Annotated in this window: 18 protein-coding genes; 15 read left to right on the top strand and 3 right to left on the bottom strand. The window is 62.9% G+C overall.

Annotated features, from left to right (window positions below):
* The first annotated feature begins 5 nt into the window (after positions 1-5).
* Together M2334_RS06895 and M2334_RS06890 are read left to right on the top strand one after the other, a co-directional pair.
* Entirely contained in the window at positions 6-569 is a 564-nt protein-coding gene (locus tag M2334_RS06895) for a helix-turn-helix domain-containing protein (RefSeq protein WP_181560009.1), read from the top strand.
* A gap of 95 nt (positions 570-664) precedes the next feature.
* On the top strand, positions 665-1,351 hold the full coding sequence (locus tag M2334_RS06890; protein ID WP_264605084.1) for a phytanoyl-CoA dioxygenase family protein: 687 nt from the start codon (positions 665-667) through the stop codon (positions 1,349-1,351).
* A gap of 45 nt (positions 1,352-1,396) precedes the next feature.
* Here M2334_RS06890 and M2334_RS06885 read toward each other — a convergent pair whose 3' ends face one another.
* A complete protein-coding gene (locus M2334_RS06885) occupies positions 1,397-1,600 on the bottom strand; it encodes a hypothetical protein (RefSeq protein ID WP_181560011.1) in 204 nt (67 codons plus the stop codon).
* 124 nt (positions 1,601-1,724) lie between these two features.
* Here M2334_RS06885 and rpiB point away from each other — a divergent pair, with 124 nt between their 5' ends.
* From rpiB to rpsD, 7 genes are all read left to right on the top strand, one after another.
* Entirely contained in the window at positions 1,725-2,177 is a 453-nt protein-coding gene (gene rpiB / locus M2334_RS06880; RefSeq protein ID WP_264575559.1) for a ribose 5-phosphate isomerase B, read from the top strand.
* Between the two features lie 53 nt (positions 2,178-2,230).
* A complete protein-coding gene (gene glyA / locus M2334_RS06875; RefSeq protein WP_264605083.1) occupies positions 2,231-3,550 on the top strand; it encodes a serine hydroxymethyltransferase in 1,320 nt (439 codons plus the stop codon).
* Between the two features lie 16 nt (positions 3,551-3,566).
* Positions 3,567-3,773 carry a hypothetical protein gene (locus M2334_RS06870; RefSeq protein WP_181560013.1) on the top strand — a complete coding sequence of 69 codons (207 nt, stop codon included), beginning with the start codon at positions 3,567-3,569 and terminating at the stop codon, positions 3,771-3,773.
* Complete coding sequence (gene nrdR / locus M2334_RS06865) at positions 3,774-4,235, top strand: transcriptional regulator NrdR (RefSeq protein WP_181560014.1); 462 nt, start codon at positions 3,774-3,776, stop codon at positions 4,233-4,235.
* Between the two features lie 77 nt (positions 4,236-4,312).
* The gene (locus M2334_RS06860; RefSeq protein WP_264605082.1) at positions 4,313-5,464 is read left to right on the top strand and encodes a TrmJ/YjtD family RNA methyltransferase; all 1,152 of its coding nucleotides are present in this window, start codon (positions 4,313-4,315) and stop codon (positions 5,462-5,464) included.
* A 152-nt stretch (positions 5,465-5,616) separates the two neighbouring features.
* Entirely contained in the window at positions 5,617-6,795 is a 1,179-nt protein-coding gene (locus M2334_RS06855; RefSeq protein ID WP_264605081.1) for an acyltransferase family protein, read from the top strand.
* Between the two features lie 164 nt (positions 6,796-6,959).
* Entirely contained in the window at positions 6,960-7,574 is a 615-nt protein-coding gene (gene rpsD / locus M2334_RS06850; RefSeq protein WP_181560017.1) for a 30S ribosomal protein S4, read from the top strand.
* 115 nt (positions 7,575-7,689) lie between these two features.
* Here the strand turns inward: rpsD and M2334_RS06845 are convergent, their stop codons facing one another.
* A complete protein-coding gene (locus tag M2334_RS06845; RefSeq protein WP_264594282.1) occupies positions 7,690-9,717 on the bottom strand; it encodes an alpha/beta hydrolase family protein in 2,028 nt (675 codons plus the stop codon).
* A 138-nt stretch (positions 9,718-9,855) separates the two neighbouring features.
* Here M2334_RS06845 and M2334_RS06840 point away from each other — a divergent pair, with 138 nt between their 5' ends.
* From M2334_RS06840 to M2334_RS06815, 6 genes are all read left to right on the top strand, one after another.
* Complete coding sequence (locus tag M2334_RS06840; protein WP_413716433.1) at positions 9,856-11,580, top strand: M28 family metallopeptidase; 1,725 nt, start codon at positions 9,856-9,858, stop codon at positions 11,578-11,580.
* Positions 11,581-11,898: 318 nt separating this feature from the next.
* Positions 11,899-12,735, top strand: coding sequence for a KpsF/GutQ family sugar-phosphate isomerase (locus M2334_RS06835; protein WP_319801336.1), 837 nt, complete (start codon positions 11,899-11,901; stop codon positions 12,733-12,735).
* Positions 12,736-12,837: 102 nt separating this feature from the next.
* A complete protein-coding gene (locus M2334_RS06830; protein WP_264594280.1) occupies positions 12,838-13,662 on the top strand; it encodes a 3-deoxy-manno-octulosonate cytidylyltransferase in 825 nt (274 codons plus the stop codon).
* Positions 13,663-13,671: 9 nt separating this feature from the next.
* Entirely contained in the window at positions 13,672-14,562 is an 891-nt protein-coding gene (locus tag M2334_RS06825; RefSeq protein WP_264605079.1) for an alpha/beta hydrolase, read from the top strand.
* Positions 14,559-16,082 (top strand): hypothetical protein, encoded by a 1,524-nt coding sequence (locus M2334_RS06820; RefSeq protein WP_264605078.1) that lies wholly within the window; start codon positions 14,559-14,561, stop codon positions 16,080-16,082. The genes M2334_RS06825 and M2334_RS06820 overlap by 4 nt, the downstream gene beginning before the upstream one ends.
* Complete coding sequence (locus M2334_RS06815; RefSeq protein WP_264605077.1) at positions 16,079-17,329, top strand: capsule biosynthesis protein; 1,251 nt, start codon at positions 16,079-16,081, stop codon at positions 17,327-17,329. The genes M2334_RS06820 and M2334_RS06815 overlap by 4 nt, the downstream gene beginning before the upstream one ends.
* Here the strand turns inward: M2334_RS06815 and M2334_RS06810 are convergent.
* Positions 17,320-18,546 carry a glycosyltransferase family 4 protein gene (locus M2334_RS06810; RefSeq protein WP_264605076.1) on the bottom strand — a complete coding sequence of 409 codons (1,227 nt, stop codon included), beginning with the start codon at positions 18,544-18,546 and terminating at the stop codon, positions 17,320-17,322. The genes M2334_RS06815 and M2334_RS06810 overlap by 10 nt on opposite strands.
* Between the last annotated feature and the right edge of the window lie 334 nt (positions 18,547-18,880).

Genomic DNA, 18,880 nt, shown 5'->3' with positions numbered 1-18,880 from the left:
AGCCGATGATTACGAGGATCAGGGAAGTCCGCAAGGCGCGGGGCCTCACGCTGGAAGGAGTCGCCGCACGCTGCGAGCCGCCGACCACCGCCCAGACCATCGGCCGCCTCGAAACCGGCACGCGAACCGTATCGGTGAAATGGCTCAACCGTATCGCCGCCGCGTTGGACGTGCAGGCCAGCGACCTCGTCGATCTGCCCGCCAGCGAGAAAGTGCCCGTCGCCGCGCTGGTCGGCCCAGATGGCGCCGGCGCGCCCAGCCGCCCGCTGACGCTGGTGCCGCCCGCCGTGCCCAAAGGCGCGCTTGGCATCCGCATGACCGCCGCGCTTGGCGATTACCGCGCCGGAGACGAATTGTGGTGCGAACCCCTGCCGCCGGAGCGGTTCGCCGACGCACTCAACCGCGACGTACTAGTGCCCCGCCCCGCCGGCCGCTTCCTCTTTGGCCGCCTCATCGGCCGCGACGGCGCCATGCTCCACCTCCTCCCGCTCGGCATCGGCATGCGCCAGCAAGTGGTGAACGACCCCGCCTGGATCGGCTTGCCGGTGCGGCTGATCAGGGATTTGTGATCCTAATCGCGGCACCCGACAATGCGCTCGTCTGGGACTAAAGTTTATGCCGCATCTGCCCCGGCTGCCTGATGCTTTAGCGATGATCTGAACTTATGACGCAACCTGCGGAGCCCTTTTCCCTCACACTCGCAAGAGACGGCGCCGAGCATTTTCATGGCGCCGCTTCAAATTGCCTTGGAGAAATTTGCGAAATATTGAGCACGCTTCCCGGAGGGCAAGCCGGCTTGCGTCTTCGTAACGTAGCGGGCCTCCGGCCTCTTTTGGCATCCACAGGACCAATAGGATCTTTGGCCGCTTCGGTTCTCGGAGAGCGCTGCCAACCGGTTCGAGCGATCCTGTTCGACAAAACCAACGAGACGAATTGGTCGCTCGCGTGGCATCAAGATCGGACAATATGCGTGCAACGCCGATTGGAGGTCGAAGGCTATGGCCCTTGGAGCAAGAAAAGCGGGATGCAACATGTTGAGCCGCCCTTCGCCCTCCTTGAACGGATGCTGACCCTACGCTGCCACATCGATGATGTTCCAGAAGACAATGCGCCACTTCTGGTTGCGCCAGGCTCACATCGCGCCGGCCGGCTTCCCATAACCCAGTATGATAACGTCGTTCAGAAATGTGGGGTGCGGGCCTGCGTAGCTCAAGCTGGCGATGTCTGGGCTCACGCCACGCCCATTCTACACGCTTCCGCCGCCAAAAAGTCCGCGGGACATCGGCGCGTGTTACAGATCGATTACTCGGCAGACGAACTCAAAGGCGGACTGGAATGGCTAGGCATATAATGCCGGCCGACCTGCAACCAGTCAGCTTTGGACTTCAGGCAACGCTTACTCCGCGGCGTTCGCTACGCCCGCCGCACCCGGCTCCGCCACCGGGATCGTCCAGATCGTCACATTCATGAACATTACCATCGCCGCGACGATCATCAGCCACCCGCGCTTGGCATCGTGCCGCCAGCCGATCATGTAGATGCCGCCCACGCCCAGCGCGATGCCGGCGAGCATGAGGATGGAGAGAATGGTCCCGCTCATGGCCGCCCGATAGCGCCAGCCGCGCGGCCACGCAATCCACGGTGGCATTCTGGGCCCGCGGATACTAGATAGCGGCGCGAAGCCGACTCGTTCAGATTCAGAGTTGGGCCGGGGACCTTCTGCCATGCGTATCGCCATCGCTTCCGACCATGCCGCAACCGACCTCAAGGCCGCGCTGGCCGAGTGGTTGCGCGAGCAGGGTCATGATGTGAACGACCTTGGCCCGGCCGCGGGCGAGAGCGTCGACTATCCCGATTATGGCTACAAGCTGGCCGCAGAGATCGCGGCCGGTCGCGCCGAGCGCGGCGTGGCGCTGTGCGGCTCGGGCATCGGCATTTCCATTGCCGTCAATCGCGATCCGGCCTGCCGCTGCGCGCTGGTGAGCGAGCCGCTCTCCGCCCAGCTTTCGCGCGAGCATAATGATGCGAATGTGATCGCGATGGGCGCCCGCCTGATCGGCCCGGAAATGGCCAAGGCCTGCCTCACCGCTTTCCTCACCACCGATTTCGGCGGCGATCGTCACGCTCGTCGCGTCGGTAAGCTCGGCAATCCGCCAGCGCTCGCCACGACGGCGTGATGCCGCGCCCGATCCGTTGAACACAGACGTCTGATAACAAGGAACATCCGCTCATGACTGCCTCGCCAGCCGCTGCCGATCTCGACAACCAGCCCGCCGTCCGCGCTCAGGGCTTTTTCTCGACCGGCCTTGCGGACGCCGATCCGGAGGTTTTCGCCGCCATTCAGGGCGAGCTCAAGCGCCAGCAGGACAAGATTGAGCTGATCGCCTCCGAGAACATCGTCAGCAAGGCGGTGCTGGAAGCGACCGGCTGCGTGTTCACCAACAAATATGCCGAGGGCTATCCCGGCAAGCGTTATTATGGCGGCTGCGAGTGGGCCGACGTGGTGGAGAACCTCGCCATCGAGCGCGCCAAGAAGCTCTTCGGTTGCGACTTCGCCAACGTGCAGCCCAATAGCGGCAGCCAGATGAACCAGGCAGTGTTCCTCGCGCTGCTGCAGCCGGGCGACACCTTCATGGGCCTCGATCTCTCGGCGGGTGGCCACCTCACCCACGGGTCGCCGGTCAATATGTCCGGCAAGTGGTTCAACTGCGTGTCCTACGGCGTGCGCAAGGAAGACCAGCTGCTCGACATGGACGAGGTGATCGCCAAGGCGCGCGAGCACAAGCCCAAGCTGATCATCGCGGGCGCCACCGCCTATCCGCGCGTGTGGGACTTCGCGGCCTTCCGCGCGATTGCCGATGAAGTGGGCGCCTATCTGCTGGTCGACATGTCGCACTTCTCCGGCCTCGTCGCCGGTGGCGCGCACCCCTCGCCCTTCCCGCACGCCCATGTCGTGACGACGACCACGCACAAGTCGCTGCGTGGCCCGCGCTCGGGCATCATCCTCACCAATGACGAGGCGTTGGCCAAGAAGTTCAACTCGGCCGTCTTCCCCGGCCTGCAGGGCGGTCCGCTGGTGCATGTGATCGCCGCCAAGGCCGTCGCCTTCGCCGAGGCCCTGCAGCCTGAGTTCAAGGCCTATGCCCATCAGATCGTCGCCAATGCCAAGGCGCTGGCCGCCAGTCTCGCCGACGCTGGCGTAGCGGTGGTATCGGGCGGCACAGACAATCACCTGATGCTGATCGACCTGCGCTCGCGCAACACGACCGGCAAGGCGGCCGAGAAGGCGCTGGATCGCGCCTACATCACCTGCAACAAGAACAGCGTGCCGTTCGACACGGCGAGCCCGTTCGTCACCTCCGGCCTGCGCCTCGGCACCCCGGCGGGCACGACGCGCGGCTTCCGCGAGGCCGAGTTCCGCCAGATCGGCGGCTGGATCGCCGAAGTGGTCGAGGGGCTGCGTCGCAATGGCGATGAAGGCGATGGCCAGATCGAGGCGCATGTGCGTGAGAAGGTGAAGGCCCTCACCGCCGCCTTCCCGATCTACTGAGCAAGGACCGCGACCGATGAGCAAGCCCGACGATCTCGCCCAGCGCGCCAAGGCGGAAGCCACCGGCATGGCCAAGCAGGGGCTTGCCCATCCCTCCACCAAGCCAGTGCTGACCGGTGCGGCCATTGGCGCCGTGGCCGGGCTGGTCCTGCCGGTGGTCTCACTGCCGCTCGGTCTTGTGACCGGCGCCGGTATCGCCTTCTGGCAGAGGATTCGCCGCTAAATGCGCTGCCCTTATTGCGCCCATGAAGACAGCCAGGTGAAGGACAGCCGCCCCACAGAGGACGGCGCCGCGATCCGCCGCCGCCGCCAGTGCGAAGGCTGCGGCGCGCGCTTCACTACGTTCGAGCGCATCCAACTGCGCGACATCGCCGTCGCGAAATCGAACGGCACCAGCGAGCCCTTCGACCGGGACAAGCTCGCGCGCTCCATCGAAATCGCCTGCCGCAAGCGGGCGATCGACACGGTGCGCATCGAGCGGCTGGTCTCCGGCATCCAGCGCCAGCTCGAAACCAGCGGCGAGACGGAAGTCCCGGCCGCCCGCATCGGCGAACTGGCGATGGAAGGCCTCAAGGGCCTGGACAGCGTCGCGTATATCCGCTTCGCCAGCGTCTATCGCGATTTTACCGAGGCGAAGGATTTTGAGTCCTTTGCAGGGTCGATCCGTGAGGTTGGCCGGGAGTGAGGCACCACGTCTGCCTCACCCCGTTCGCCCTGAGTAGTCACTGAGCCTGTCGAAGTGGCGTATCGAAGGGCCTTGCCATGAGCTTCTACACCTATCTGCTGAAGTGCGCCGATGGCAGCTATTATGCCGGCCATACCGACAATCTGGACCTGCGCATTGCCCAGCATGAGTCTGGATCAATTCCCGGCTACACAGCAACGCGCTTGCCGGTCGCTCTTTCGTGGTCGGAATCGTTCGGAACGCGCGAGGAAGCATTGAGTGCGGCGCAACAGATCAAGGGCTGGTCACGCAAGAAGAAGGAAGCGCTGATCGCGGGAGATTTTGCGGCCCTCAAGGAAGCGGCGCGGAAGTCCTTCGATACGCCGCTTCGACAGGCTCAGCAGCAACTCAGGACGAACGGGGAAGAAACAGCCGCATTTCCTTCCGTCAGCGCTCCTGCCTCGCCTGCGCTCAGCTCGGCCCTTCGACTTCGCTCAGGGCGAACGGAGGAAAGTGAGCAAGTACAAGGGCATGACACCCCACGCCCCGTCATCGTCCTCGTCCGCCCTCAACTCGGTGAGAACATCGGCAAGGCGGCGCGGGCGATGCTCAATTTTGGGCTGACCGAGATGCGGCTGGTCACGCCGCGCGATGGTTGGCCCAATCCGGCGGCCGGCCCCGCAGCCGCGGGCGCGGACGGGGTTCTGGCCAACGCGCAGGTGTTCGAGACGCTGGCCGATGCCGTGGCGGACTGTCCGCATGTCTATGCCACCACCGTGCGCAAGCGCGGCGTGACCAAGCCTGTCGTGACGCCGGAAGAAGCCGCGCGGGATATCCACCTTGCGCAGGGGCGCAGTGCCATCGTCTTTGGCCCGGAGCGTTCCGGGCTGGAAACCGACGATGTGGCGCTTGCCCGGGCTATCCTCACGGTTCCGATCAACCCGGAGTTCGGCTCGCTCAACCTCGCGCAGGCCGTCATCCTGTGCGCTTATGAATGGTCCAAGCAGGCGGCGCTCAGCCAGCCGACCCACACCGACCTGCTGCCCCCCGCCCCGCAGGAAGAGCTGGAGGGCATGATCGCCCAGCTCGATGGCATGCTCGAGCAAGCCGGCTATTTCTACCCGCCCGATCGCGCCCCGGCGACACGGCGCACCCTGCGCGGCGTGCTCACCAAGCCCGGCTGGAACAGCCTTGAAGTGCGCACGCTGCGCGGCGTTCTCTCCTCGCTCGCCAATCCGCGCCCGCGCTGACAATCAGCGACGCTGACACCGCGCGACAGGCCCATTGAGGCCCATCTTGCGCGTCAAAACCGACGAACCTCCCTGCCATCGCGGCCAGCCGTGCCACCGCTCTGGTGGCCGCGCGCTTTCTTGTTCAAGGCTGGTGCGCGTCAGGAAGAAGAATGAGAACAGACGTTTCGGGTCGTGAACATCATTGGGACGCCATGCGCGCCCTGCTCATGCTGCTCGGCATTCCCTATCATGTCGCCATGGCCTACCGCGCCAATGACGTGTGGATCGTCAATGCGGGCGAAGGCGATCTCATCTTCACGTGGATCGCCGGCATCATCCATTTGTTCAGAATGCCCGCTTTCTTTGTGATCGCAGGCTATTTCGCCGCGCTCCTGCTGATGCGACGCGCACCCGGTGCGTGGATGAAAAACCGCCTGATCCGCCTCGGCTTGCCGTTCATTGCCGCACTGCTTACCCTCAATCCGCTGCTCAACCTGTTCACCGAGCTGTCCAATTTCAGTCTATGGGGCGCCTTGGGCTCGCTGGAGAAGAACAGCCTGCAATCGGGCGGATATTGGATGCGGCATTTGTGGTTCATCATCGTGCTGCTTTATCTTTGCGGTGCGGCCGCCCTGCTCTGTCATCTCGCACCGCGCGCGGGGCAGGCTGTGCTTCCCGCGCGTCTCGATGACTGGCTTGGCCGGCATATGGCAGCGGCCGTGATCGGCCTCGGCGTCGTGATCGGCGCCTGGCAAGCCGGGGCCATCGAGCTCTTCTATGCCTGGGGTTTTGCCACCAACCTGCCCCAGCAAATCCTGCGCATCGACCAGTTGATCCAGTTCGCGCCGTGGTTCGCGCTCGGCTGGCTGGTCTGCCGCGCCCCCCAGTTCCGCGCAGCACTGCACAAGCCTTCCGCGTTGCTTGCGCTGATCGCCCTCGCCGCCACCCTGCTCTACCTCCAGATCGGACGAGACGTGCATCCGATGACCGAGCGGTTCATCGGCACCATTGCGGCGATCACCATGACGCAGACCCTCATTGCCGCGATGAAGCGGCTGGCGGACAGGCCAAGCCCCGCTGTGCAGGCGCTGGTGAGTGGCGCCTTCGTGATTTATCTCGTCCACCTGCCAATCATCGCCGGCCTCGTCGTCCTCGGCCAGCACATCGCCATGCCGGTGGTGGTGAAGGCGGGCGTGATCACCGCGCTCACCATGGCACTCAGTTGGGGCTGCTGGCGCATCGTTCAGGCCTTCCCTACCCTGCGCCTGCTGTATGACGGCGTAGGGCCGGAGCTTCCGCGCCTGACCCCACCCCCCGCACGAAAGACCGCCACCGCGACGGCGCCTTGACTTTCCGAGCCTCGCCCGCCATAGGCGCGCCTTCGCAATCGGCCCCGCACCCCGGTGCAGCGGCGGCCCTGCCTCTGAAAATGAGTGTCAGGCGAAAGACCGGGATCGACGCCAAACCCTTTCAGGGCGCGGCAGACGTTGTTCGCAATTGAAGGAAAGTCATCATGACGAAGCGCACAAGCGCCAAGTACAAGCTCGACCGTCGCATGGGCGAGAACATCTGGGGTCGCCCCAAGAGCCCGGTCAACAAGCGTGAATATGGCCCCGGTCAGCACGGCCAGCGCCGCAAGGGCAAGATGTCCGACTACGGCATCCAGCTGCGCGCCAAGCAGAAGCTCAAGGGCTATTATGGCGACGTGACCGAGAAGCAGTTCAAGAAGAGCTACATCGAAGCCAGCCGCATGAAGGGCGACACCAGCCAGAACCTCATCGGTCTGCTCGAGCGTCGTCTGGACGCGGTCGTCTACCGCGCCAAGTTCGCGCCGACGATCTTCTCGGCTCGCCAGATCGTCTCGCACGGCCACATCTATGTGAACGGCGTGAAGTGCAACATCGCGTCGCGTCTGGTGAAGCCGGGGGACGAGATCACGCTCGGCAAGAAGGCGCAGGAAATGGCGCTCGTTCTCGAGGCTCAGAGCCTGCCCGAGCGCGACATCCCCGACTATCTCGCCCCCGATGGCGCCACCAAGATCACCTACACCCGCGTCCCCACGCTGGACGAGGTGCCCTATCCGGTGAAGATGGAGCCGAACCTGGTCGTCGAGTTCTACTCGCGCTGATCGATCGGCCTCTCAGGCAGATTTCAAAAAAGGCGGTCCGGCAACGGGCCGCCTTTTTTCATGATCGCGCGCCTGCTCTGCGACGCAGCCTTTCGGCTGAGGCTGAACGCCGCGCTCAAGGCGCGGCGTTCAGCGCTTTCTGCAGGAAGTTGGCGGACTGGACCAACATGTCTTTCCGCGCTTCGCTGTCATCCAGATAATGGTCCAGCTGCTCGTAGACGACCAGCGTCCCGTCCTTCCCCGCCTGCCGCAGCCGATCAGACATCAGCCGTGACTGGCCAACGTTCACATTGCGGTCGAACGTGCCGTGGAACATGAGGACCGGCGCCTTGATGCGACCCGCCTGCCGGGCTGGCGAGCCCTGCTCGATATGAGGGCCCGAGCCGATGAAGTCCTTCTGCAGATAATAGTTGCTCCAGCCGGACCACTCATTCTTCAGCCTTTCCAGATCGGTCACAGGGGCAATGGCAATCACGGCGCGGAACAAATCCGGTTCCACAGCAGCCGACTGGAGCGCGGCATAGCCGCCGTAAGACCAGCCAGAGACGACGAGCTTGCGCGGGTCGGCAATCCCTTCGCGGATCAGCCAGCGCCCGGCATCGACAACGTCGCCGATGGCCACGTTCCAACTCTTGAACCCATTGGTCTGGAACCACGTATCGCCATAGCCGGACGAGCCCCGGAAGTTCGGCTGCAGCACAGCGTAGCCCTGATTGGCCCAGAACTGCACCATCCAGTCAAAGCCCCAGCTATCCCGTGCGCTCGGGCCGCCATGCGGCATCACGATGGCGGGAAGCCCTTTTCCGTCGCTCCCCGGCGGCAGGGTCAGATAGGCAGGAATCTTGGTGCCGTCCGCAGCATCGAACGTGATGTGCCGGACGGTCGCGAGCGACAGGTTCTGCGTCCCCGCGCGGCTAAAGGCCAACTCCGTCAGGCCGCGCATCTCACGGTCCAGAAGATAATAGCGGCCGGGGTCGACATCGCTCCCAGCCCAAAGCAGCAGCTTGCGCTCATCCTGACTGGAATCCTGAAAATGGATGAGAGGCAAGTTTGGCAAGCCGCGCGAAAGCGCCTTGCTCAACCGCTTGAGCTCGGGGTCGATATATTCAACCTCCGTCTTATCGGTGGTGTAGGAAATGCCGATGACGCGTGAATTGCGCCCGATCGTCACGAACCCCTCGACGTCGACATCCGGGCGGGCCAGCAGCAGCTTCTCCGACGCTTGGCCGTCAAGCGACACCGAATAGGCGGCATAGCGACCGTCCAGCTTCCGCAAGCCGTAAGCAAGGTTCAAGGCAGGATCGACATAATAGGGATTGAACCCCTCACCCGTCCTTGAATCGAAATCGCCCAGGAGCCGCCAGTTGCTACCGTCTGCACCGCTATACTGGTAGCGCGTGATGCCGGACGCATAGCCCTCCGAGGTTCTGTTGGGATCTATGCCACGAATGCGAATGTGGCCCTGGCCGTCGCTGATGAACTCAGTATTAGCTGGGCGTGGCCGCTCGATCGCAGAGACCGTCCGCATGGAAATCGTATCGACCTGATCCACGCCAAGGCCATCGGCAACCTGCGCGAGCCGCGTGCCGGTCGTGGATTCCGGCACAAACTCGCGGAGCAAGAGCACATGGCCGTCCTGCCCAGGGTTCCAATCCAGCACAGATCCGCCGAACAGCCGGTAGCCCAGCGCATTCCCCTTGGTACCCGGCAATCGAAGTGACTGCATCCGCTTGCCGTCCGCATCGATCGCAATCAGCCGGCTGGCGTAGCTGAGTTGGCCGTCGTTGAGTGGGAACACCCCATAAATACTGCAAAGGAGACGGCGGGTCCCGCTCCAACGGCACCAGCTCAGCCGTTCGGGTGATCCCGATGCCTGCAGGATGCCGACAGGACGGGAGTCCTCCCGAGTGAGATCGAGAATGCGGACCTGCGTGCCGCGTGCACCAATGGGCTCGATGGTTGCGAGCAAAGCCCCGTCGGGGGAGAGACTGGCGTGCTGCACGCTCGGGCGCGCTCCAAAGGTCGCGGCCGCCTGCTCGACGCTCGACGGGGCACCCGCCGCCGCGCCGGCCGCCCCCGCGCCGACCGCGATACTAAACAAGCTCGCGCCCATAACCCGCGCGACGACGCCGGTCGAAATCATAGAAATCCCCCCTCGTAAATGGCCCCACCAAAGCATGACGGCACAGCCATGCCTCTGATTAAGCGGCTTCATGTTGAACACGCAAGCAGACCCTGACATGAGCGACTATCACCTTGCCTGTTGCTGGAAGAAGTACCCATGCGCCTCCCTCGTCTCGCGATCGCTCTCCCTCTCGCGCTTCTCGCTGCGTGCCAACCCACAGCCACGCCACTGAAAAGCACGGCCGATGCCGCGCCCGTGTCAGCGGACCCGGCATTTGTTTTGCCTGCCGCCGTGATGGCAAAACCCATCGACATCAATCTGCTCAAAAGCGTCACGCGCACCCTGTCCTCGGACGCTTTCGAAGGGCGCGCGCCCGGGACTGTCGGCGAGGAAAAGACCGTCTCCTATCTCATCGCCCAGATGCGCAAGGCTGGCCTGAAACCGGGCAACAAGGGAAGCTGGACACAGGACGTGCCGCTGGTCGAACTGACACCCTCGCCGGACATGACCTTGCGGATCGCCGGGGCCAAAACCGCCATCAACCTCGCCTACAAAACGGATATGGTCGCGGGCACCTATCGGGTGGTGCCGACCAGCACGGTGGCGGCCAGCGACATGGTGTTCGTCGGCTACGGCATCAACGCGCCCGAACGGGGCTGGAACGATTATGCCGGCGTTGATGTGCGCGGCAAGACGGTGGTCATCCTCGTCAACGATCCCGATTACGAGATGGAAGGTCTCGACGGTCCCTTCGAGGGTCGCGCCATGACCTATTATGGCCGCTGGACCTACAAATATGAGGAAGCCGCGCGGCAAGGCGCGGTTGCCGCGCTGGTCGTTCACGAGACATTTCCGGCCGCTTATCCATGGGACGTGGTCGTCTCCTCCTGGACCGGGCCGCAGCTCAACATCGATGTGCCGGGCGATCATATGGATCAGTCCGCCGCGGCTGGCTGGGTGACGCTCGATGCTGCCAAACGCGTCTTCGCTGCGGCCGGCAAGGATTTCGTCGCGCTCAGCGCGGCGGCCAAGCGCCCGGGCTTCCGGGCGGTGCCCTTGGGTGACCTCAAGGCCAGCATCACCATCAACAACATGGTCCGCCGCCAACGCTCCCGCAACGTGATCGGCATTCTCCCCGGCACCAGCCGGCCTGACGATTATGTGCTCTACACCGCGCACTGGGATCATCTGGGCCGGTGCGAACCAATCGATGGCGACGACATCTGCAATGGCGCGGTCGATAACGCGACGGGCACGGCCGCGCTGATTGCGCTGGCCAAGGCTCACCGTGACGCCGGACCCACTGCGCGCACCCTGGTGTTCCTCGCCGTGACGGCGGAGGAAGCCGGCCTGCTCGGTTCGGCTTATTATGCCGAGAACCCCGTCTTCCCGCTCGCGCGGACGGTGGGTGGCATCAACATGGATGCGCTGAACATGGCGGGCCCGACCCGCGACGTGGTGGTCATCGGCGGCGGCAAATCCGAGCTGGAGCTGTTCCTCGAACGCGCCGTCAAGGATGCGGGCCGCGTCATCAAGCCCGAGCCAGCGCCGGAGAAAGGCAGCTTCTACCGCTCCGACCATTTCAGCTTCGCAAAGCAGGGCGTGCCCATGCTGTATGCCGAGAGCGGCGAGGACCTGGTGGATGGCGGCGTGACGGCCGGCCAGGCCGCGGCCGAAGATTACACGGTCCACCGCTATCACAAGCCGCAGGACGAATATGATCCCCGCTGGAACTGGGCCGGCGCGGCAAGCGATCTCCAGCTTCACTATCGCATCGGCCGCGAACTGGCGCAGAGCGACGTGTGGCCCAACTGGTTCCCAACCGCAGAATTCCGGACGATTCGCGACGAGAGCCGGAGTGGAGCGAATGCGCCAAAGTAGACGGAACAGGTTATTAAGAGCCTTGGCGTTAAAACCTTAAATCATCGATTTGTTAAGGCCAGTTGTTCTGAGCAAGCGATGAGTTGTTGCGGTGCAAAAATGAGTTGCGCGAAAGCGCAGCCAAAGCTAGCCCAAGGCGCAAATCAGGGAAATTCCGTCGACATGGCTACTGTTCACCCGCGTTCCTTTCACCCTTCCCGGGTAGACCATGAAAGAACGCTCGAGGCGGGCCTGTCCGTTATCACGCAAGAGGCCGCTGGTCTCGCAGCCTTGGCTGCGTCGCTCGATCAGTCCTTTTCGGATGCCGTCAACGTCATCTTGAACACGCCCGGCCGTGTCGTCGTCGCCGGCGTCGGAAAGTCCGGCCATATTGCCCGCAAGATCGCTGCAACCTTTGCTGCGACCGGCACGTCCTCCTTCTTTCTTCACGCCGGGGAAGCAGCCCATGGCGACCTGGGGATGCTGAGTCAGGGCGATGTGCTGATCATTCTCTCCAACAGCGGCTTTTCGCCGGAATTGCGCCCGCTGCTCACTTATGCCGGGCGGCGGGGCGTACAGGTGATCGGCATCGTCTCGCGGCGTCATTCGCCGCTGGGCGTCGCAGCCGATATCGTCCTGCAACTGCCCGACGCACCAGAGGCCTGTCCCGTGCGGATTGCGCCGACGACCTCCACCACGATGATGTTGGCGCTTGGCGACGCGCTGGCCATGGCTGCCATGGAACGTCGCGGCCTCACGCGCACCGATATTGCCCAATGGCATCCCGGCGGAGACATCGGCTCGCGCCTCGCGCCGATCGAAGAAGTGATCAACGTCAACGACCCGCTTCCCCTGGTCCGCTGGGACGCGCCGATGCGCGACGTGGTTTTCGAGATGACAAGCGGCGGCAAGGGCGTGGCGGGCGTCGTGTCCGATGATGGCTCCCTGGTCGGCATCATCACCGATGGCGATTTGCGCCGCGCCTTCGACCATGTGCTTACCGCCCGCGCGGCCGATATCATGACCAGCGCCCCCATCACTGTGCCCGTGGGCACGCTGGTGGAAGAAGTTCTCACCCTCATGAACGATGCCAAGATCACGGTGCTGTTCGTCACGGCGCAGGATGACCGCGCAAAGCCCGTGGGCATCGCGCATATTCACGATCTCGCGCCCTGAGCGGGTGCGCCATGATCGCCGGTCAACGTCACGCCCAGATTGACCGCGAGGCTGATGGAACCCGGCTTGCATTCGGCCCGAGATTCGACGACGGGAAGCCGCATGAGTGAGCGCCCTGCCCTGGCTGACGCTGGGACCGTCATCATTATCCCGACACGCTATGGATCGAGCCGTTATCCCGGCAAACCGCTGGCGCCCATCATGGGCCCTGATGGCATCACGAATACGCTCATCGGGTGGAGCCATGATGGCGCACTCGCAGTCTGCGAAGACGCGGCCGTCGTCGTCGCGACGGACGACAAGCGGATCACCGACGAAGTCGATGGCTTTGGCGGCCAGTGGCTGATGACACCGGAAAGCTGCGGCAATGGCACCGAGCGGGTGGCGGCCTGCCTCGACGCGCTGCCCAATGCGCAGCTGCTCGTCAACTTCCAGGGCGATGCGCTGCTCACCCCGCCGGCTTTCGTCGCTGCCCTGATCGACCATATGCACGCCAATCCGGAGGTGCAGGTCGCGACCGTGGCGGTGCGGTGTTCACACGAAACCTATCGCCACCTTGCCGAGGATGCCGCGCAGGGCCGCGTGGGTGGCACCACCGTCGTGGTCAACGGTCGTTCGGAAGCGCTGTATTTCTCCAAGCGCATCCTCCCCTATCTCCCTGAAGGCCGCATGCCGAACGAGGACATGCCTGTGCTGCTCCATCTTGGCCTCTATGCCTATCGCCGCGCCGCGCTAGAGCGCTATGTCGCGCTGGGGCCGACGATGCTGGAGGCAGTCGAGGGCCTCGAACAGTTGCGCTTCCTCGTCGCGGGCATACCGGTCTCGGTCGTCACGCTTGAGGAACAAGGCTATCCCATCGTAGAGGTGAACAACCCCAGCGACGTTCCGCTGGTCGAAGGGATTCTCAGCGCGCGCGTCTCGCCCTAGGTGAGGATCGTGCGCGAGACACAGGATCGTCCGGGCAAGCCGCGCCATAGCAGGCGGGCGCGTGCGCGGCAGACCATGGTGCTGTTGGCGTGGCTGGGGATGACGCCGGGCTGTGCGTCTCTATCACGTGACGTTCTCTATTCTCCCCATAACAAAGCCGCCGTGACCCGATGGGTCGGCGCGCCACCCCAGACCATCAGCGTCACCACGAAGGATCATCTCGCACTCACCGGCTATTACTGGCCGGGCGCGCCGGGCGACCCCGACATCTTCGTGATGTTCCACGGCCGCAACTGGAATGCCGAAATGAATGCGAATGCTGCCCAGCATCTGGCCGGGACAGGCAATGCGGTTCTGGCTGCGTCTTACCGCGGCTTCGGCGCCAATCCGGGCCGACCGAGCGAAGACGGCCTGATGACCGATGCGAGCGCGTTCATCGCAAAGGCGGGGGATCTGGCCGGGCCCGGCGCGCGTATTTGGTTGATCGGCCATTCGCTGGGCTCTTCCGTGGCGCTTCATGCCGCAGCAAGAGAACCGGATATCGCTGGCGTGATCGCGATGAGCGTTTTCGTTCGCATTGCTGCCGCCGCGCCAAAGATCAGCCGCGCCTTCATCCCGGATCGATGGGACAATCGGGAGGCATTGAAGGCGATCAAGGTCCCTGTGTTGTTCGTCCAAGGCGATCTCGACCGCCTCGTTCCGAAGGCCAGCGCCGATACGCTGTTTGCGGCTTATTCCGGCCCCTCCAGTCTGGTCACAGGGGTGGCCTCCCGTCATAATCCCAATATGGCCCTCCTGTCGCCCTGGCTGAACCGCGTGATCGAAGCGATGCGTGCCGATCCCCACGCCGCCGTGCCCAAGCCGCCGACGGGCTGGCTGGAGAAAGTGCATCGCCCATGACGCTCGCCGCACAGACGATCCTCGCCGTTCCTCCTTTTCCCGGCGGAAAACCCTATCCGGTCGTCCTCAGCGCTGCGGGGGGCGAGAGCCATGTCCGCTCCGCAACCGCGGAGCAAATCCTCGCGGCCCTGCGACAATATCGCGTCGGTGGTCCGTTCTGGGCGCCGGACGATCCTTGGACAATCGCACAAGAAAGCGTGTCCGGGTCCGCCGACGATCCGCTGATGCTGCTCAGCGCCATCGCAGGCAAGCGCGTTTGCCTTAACGGTGAAGGCGCGTTCGCTGCGCTTGCCGACCGTGCGCCCGACGCCCCCGAGACTGAGGCCATCATCGCCGCTTTGGTTGAGCGGCATCTGGTGCAGGACGTCGCCTACGCAGACCCGTTCACCGGCCAGCTCGCCAGCGCATTCGATTTGATCGAAACGCTGGCGAGCTGGCGGCGCTTGATCGACGCCAACCGCCCGATCGCGGCGGCATTCGGTTTCGCGCACTGGAAGCGCGATACGGTGGACCCCTTGCTCTGGGCCGGCAGCGCCGTCCCGTTCCGTCCCGCCAATCCCGCGGCCCTGCGCGATCTCAAGCCCAGCGATGCCATTGCTGTGTGGAAGGCGCGCGTTCCCCCTGCCCTGCTGGCGGAGATCGAGGCGGGTCCCTGGCCGGTGATGGAAGTGGAGGATGGCTTCATCCGCTCAGCCGGGCTCGGTGCCGACTGCGTGCCACCGCTTTCCATCATCGTCGATGATCTGGGCGTTCACTACGACCCCACCCGCCCCAACCGGCTGGAGGAGATGCTGGCGCAAGGCACACCCTCGCCCGGCATGCTTGCCCGCGCGCGCCGTCTGCGCGAATGGCTGGTGTGCGAAGGCGTCAGCAAATATGGCATTGGCCGCGCAGCCACTTTGCCGCGCCGGGGCGGGCAGAAGCGTCATCTTCTCGTGGTCGGCCAGGTCGAGGATGACCGGTCCGTCCAGTTCGGCGGCGGGGCCGTCCAGTCCAACCTTGAACTGCTCCGCCGCGTTCGCGCAGGCGCGCCGGATGCGTGGATCGTCTATCGACCGCATCCCGATGTTGAAGCGGGCCATCGGCGCGGCGCCATCCCGACGAATATCGCGTTGGATCTGGCGAACGAAATCAACCCCGACAGTCCGATCAGCGCGTTGATCGCCATGGCGGACGAGGTGCATGTCATTACTTCTCTCGCCGGGTTCGAAGCGCTGTTGCACGGGACACCGGTGACGACGCACGGCATGCCCTTCTTTGCAGGCTGGGGGCTCACCAATGATCTCGGCGCATCCCTGCCGCGTCGAAACAAGGCCTTAACGCTAGATGCGTTAACAGCCTATGTGCTTATTCAATATCCGCGCTATCTGGACCCCGTAACCAATTTGCCATGCACGGCAGAAATACTTGTCATGCGTCTCATTTCTGGTGTTCAGCGTCAAAATGTTGCGCTAGTCCCGCTCAGAAAGTTGGTTGGTTTGGCTAGACGGGCCATCGCGCACATGTTGGGAAACAGATGAAATTCCAGCCCATAGCGCATCGGAACTTCCTGTTCCTGCAGGGGCCGCCGGGGCCCTTCTTCTGGCAATTGGCCGAACGACTTCGCACTCTCGAATGCGGTATTTTTCGCATCAATCTGAATGGCGGCGATCTCGCCGATTGGCCCGGCGAGGCCACCAATTATCGCGGAAGCCGGAAGCGGTGGACCCTGTTCATTGATCGCTTCCTAAGCGACAATGCCATCACCGACATCATTCTGTTCGGCGATTGCCGCCCTCTGCACATGGCCGCCCATCGCATGGCACAGCTTCGCAAGATCGACGTGCATGTCTTTGAAGAAGGCTATATTCGTCCGGACTGGCTGACCCTTGAGCCGAGCGGCGTGAACGGCAACAGCTCGCTGCCGCGAGACCCGGAATGGTACCTGCAAGCCGCGCGCAACCTGCCCCCGTTGCCGCAGCGCCCGGTCATCACCGCCAGCTTCAACCGCCGCGCGCGCGATGCCTGGCGCTATTACTCACGCACCTGGTTCGGGCGGCCGCTCTATCCTTTCTACCAGTCACACCGGACCGGGTCCCTGATGATGGAGGGCTTTGGCTGGCTCTATAAATTCGCGCGGGAAAAGGCAGATGCTCGCCGCGCCGAGGAGACCCTCGCGCGGCTGCCCGGGGCGCCCTATTTCCTCTTCCCGTTGCAACTCTCCACCGATTTCCAAATTCGCGAGCATTCGCCGTTCGCGGACATGAAGGAAGCGCTGGATTACGTGCTTTACAGCTTCGCTCGCCGCGCGCCCAAGCATGTCCGCCTGCTCATCAAGGAGCATCCGCTCGATTGCAGCTTCATGAGCTGGCGCAATCATATCATGAGCCAGGCCCGCAAGGCCGGCATCGAAGATCGCATCTTGCACATTGCGGGGGGCGTCCTTGAGGAACTGACGGCGGATACCCTGGGCATGGTGACGATCAACAGCACCTCAGCCACGCTGGCCCTCGCCGCCGGCGTTCCTACCATGGCGCTGGGCAAGGCGATCTACAACATACCGCAAATCACCCACCAGGGTCGGCTCGACGACTTCTGGATGCGCCCGCAAGCGCCCGATTCGGACGTCTACGAGTCCTTCCGCCGCGTGTTGCACGATCGCTGCCTCGTCTATGGCGGGCTGGCGAGCGAGACGGCGACGAGTATATTGGTGGAGTCTTCCGTAGAGCGGCTGGTTAGCAATCGAACCGGCCAGTGGCAGCTCGCGAGCGTTGCCACTTACGGCTGAGCAGCTAACTCCTCCAACCAGGGATCGAGCTTGGCGAAATGATCCGCCCAAGTTGGCGGCTGCCAGCTAGCAAGACGCTTTAGCTGATTTGCACGCCGAGTGCTGTCGGGCTGCGCAAAATCCTCAATCAACTGAGACCAGCCCAGACCATCAATCGGACTGAGATACTCTGGAATTTCGCCCGCAAGCTCACGAAAGACCCCAAGATTGCTGGCTATGACCGGCGTCCCGCTGGCCAACGCTTCCACGAGCGGAAGACCATATCCTTCGACGAAAGATGGAAAGAGCAGCGCTCGCGCCCCGCACATATAGGCTTGGAGCTCCGCATCGTCACAGCGTGACAGCTCGATAACATGCCCACGCAGCGCCGCGCTGCGCTCCAACATATCGACCGCCTGCTCACTTTCCCAGCCGCGCTGGCCAATGATAACGAGTTGCGGGCACGCTGCCCCCAAACGCCGAGCCATCTCTGCCCATATCGTAAGAATAAAGAGGTGATTCTTCCGTCCTTCAATCGTGCCGAGCATGACAAAATAGGGCCGCACCGGCAAAGTCGTATCGGGTCTCGGGGCTTGCTGTCTATCAGAGAAATCCGCTCCTAAAGGTGCCAGAAGCGTCGGCGGCATTTCCAACGATCCTTGGTAACTGGCAAAAATTTTCAACTCATCAAGCGTATCGCGGCTGTTTCCGATGATGCCAGTTCCATTGCGCAATAACGCAGTGATGCGGTGACGATGCTTCTCTAATTCTCTCGGACGACAATATTCGGGGTGAGTTATCGGAATGAGATCATGCACAAAATAGATTGGTCTCACGCCCGATTTCTGAACCCAAGCCTCATGGCTCACCTTATCGAGGCCCGTGTGACCGACATTCAGATAAATGGCTCCCGTGAGGTCACGCCGCCCCACCCGACCTCTCAAAAGCTCCCGCACGCCCCGCCAAACGAGGGAGGGCAATCGGTGGCCACCACCACCTTTATGGGATGAAAGTAAGACCTCGAACAATTCTCGGGAACATTCAAGGGGATAAACCGCTGTCACCTTCCCGAACTGAATGACTGCATGGGCGCGACCGCGATAATGAGAAATATACGCAAGACATGTTCGATCAATACCTGTCGGCAACAACCCTCTTTTCATGCGCCAAATCAAACGAGATACATCTATAAGCATAGATTTTAACTTCATAGAATTAATATAAATATTCAATGCCACTATATTTAAGGATAATATATTAGGATCATCGTCTATTTTATTTTCCCTGCATCTTTCAAATAAAGAAGGTTGGGGGCGACCCAATCGCCGTTAGTCCATTATCGCTTCTGATGCCATTGTCGAGCGCAACCAATGTGAACAGAAACTGAGTTTCACTTTGACGGGAAACCATGCGGGACACCCTCTTCGTGTGCTGGTGCAGCAGAGTTTGGCAGCGCCGCGCGACGGGCTGACACCTCCGATGTTCCTAGCGAGAATGACCGTCGAAAGCATTGCTATTCGGTTATTGCTGGATTGCCTTCCGCCAGACCCATCAGTTTGCACCACGTCAGCC

The organism is Sphingobium sp. B11D3D (assembly GCF_025961755.1).
Taxonomy (GTDB): Bacteria; Pseudomonadota; Alphaproteobacteria; order Sphingomonadales; family Sphingomonadaceae; genus Sphingobium.
Note: the sequence above shows the minus strand (reverse complement) of the source record. Positions and strands in the feature narration are given on the sequence as shown.

Excerpts from the sequence above, each read along its gene's own strand:
- M2334_RS06895 (WP_181560009.1), top strand. The coding sequence starts at position 6 with ATGATTACGAGGATCAGGGAAGTCCGCAAGGCGCGGGGCCTCACGCTG.
- M2334_RS06890 (WP_264605084.1), top strand. The coding sequence starts at position 665 with ATGACGCAACCTGCGGAGCCCTTTTCCCTCACACTCGCAAGAGACGGC.
- M2334_RS06885 (WP_181560011.1), bottom strand. The coding sequence starts at position 1,600 with ATGAGCGGGACCATTCTCTCCATCCTCATGCTCGCCGGCATCGCGCTG.
- rpiB (WP_264575559.1), top strand. The coding sequence starts at position 1,725 with ATGCGTATCGCCATCGCTTCCGACCATGCCGCAACCGACCTCAAGGCC.
- glyA (WP_264605083.1), top strand. The coding sequence starts at position 2,231 with ATGACTGCCTCGCCAGCCGCTGCCGATCTCGACAACCAGCCCGCCGTC.
- M2334_RS06870 (WP_181560013.1), top strand. The coding sequence starts at position 3,567 with ATGAGCAAGCCCGACGATCTCGCCCAGCGCGCCAAGGCGGAAGCCACC.
- nrdR (WP_181560014.1), top strand. The coding sequence starts at position 3,774 with ATGCGCTGCCCTTATTGCGCCCATGAAGACAGCCAGGTGAAGGACAGC.
- M2334_RS06860 (WP_264605082.1), top strand. The coding sequence starts at position 4,313 with ATGAGCTTCTACACCTATCTGCTGAAGTGCGCCGATGGCAGCTATTAT.
- M2334_RS06855 (WP_264605081.1), top strand. The coding sequence starts at position 5,617 with ATGAGAACAGACGTTTCGGGTCGTGAACATCATTGGGACGCCATGCGC.
- rpsD (WP_181560017.1), top strand. The coding sequence starts at position 6,960 with ATGACGAAGCGCACAAGCGCCAAGTACAAGCTCGACCGTCGCATGGGC.
- M2334_RS06845 (WP_264594282.1), bottom strand. The coding sequence starts at position 9,717 with ATGATTTCGACCGGCGTCGTCGCGCGGGTTATGGGCGCGAGCTTGTTT.
- M2334_RS06840 (WP_413716433.1), top strand. The coding sequence starts at position 9,856 with ATGCGCCTCCCTCGTCTCGCGATCGCTCTCCCTCTCGCGCTTCTCGCT.
- M2334_RS06830 (WP_264594280.1), top strand. The coding sequence starts at position 12,838 with ATGAGTGAGCGCCCTGCCCTGGCTGACGCTGGGACCGTCATCATTATC.
- M2334_RS06820 (WP_264605078.1), top strand. The coding sequence starts at position 14,559 with ATGACGCTCGCCGCACAGACGATCCTCGCCGTTCCTCCTTTTCCCGGC.
- M2334_RS06815 (WP_264605077.1), top strand. The coding sequence starts at position 16,079 with ATGAAATTCCAGCCCATAGCGCATCGGAACTTCCTGTTCCTGCAGGGG.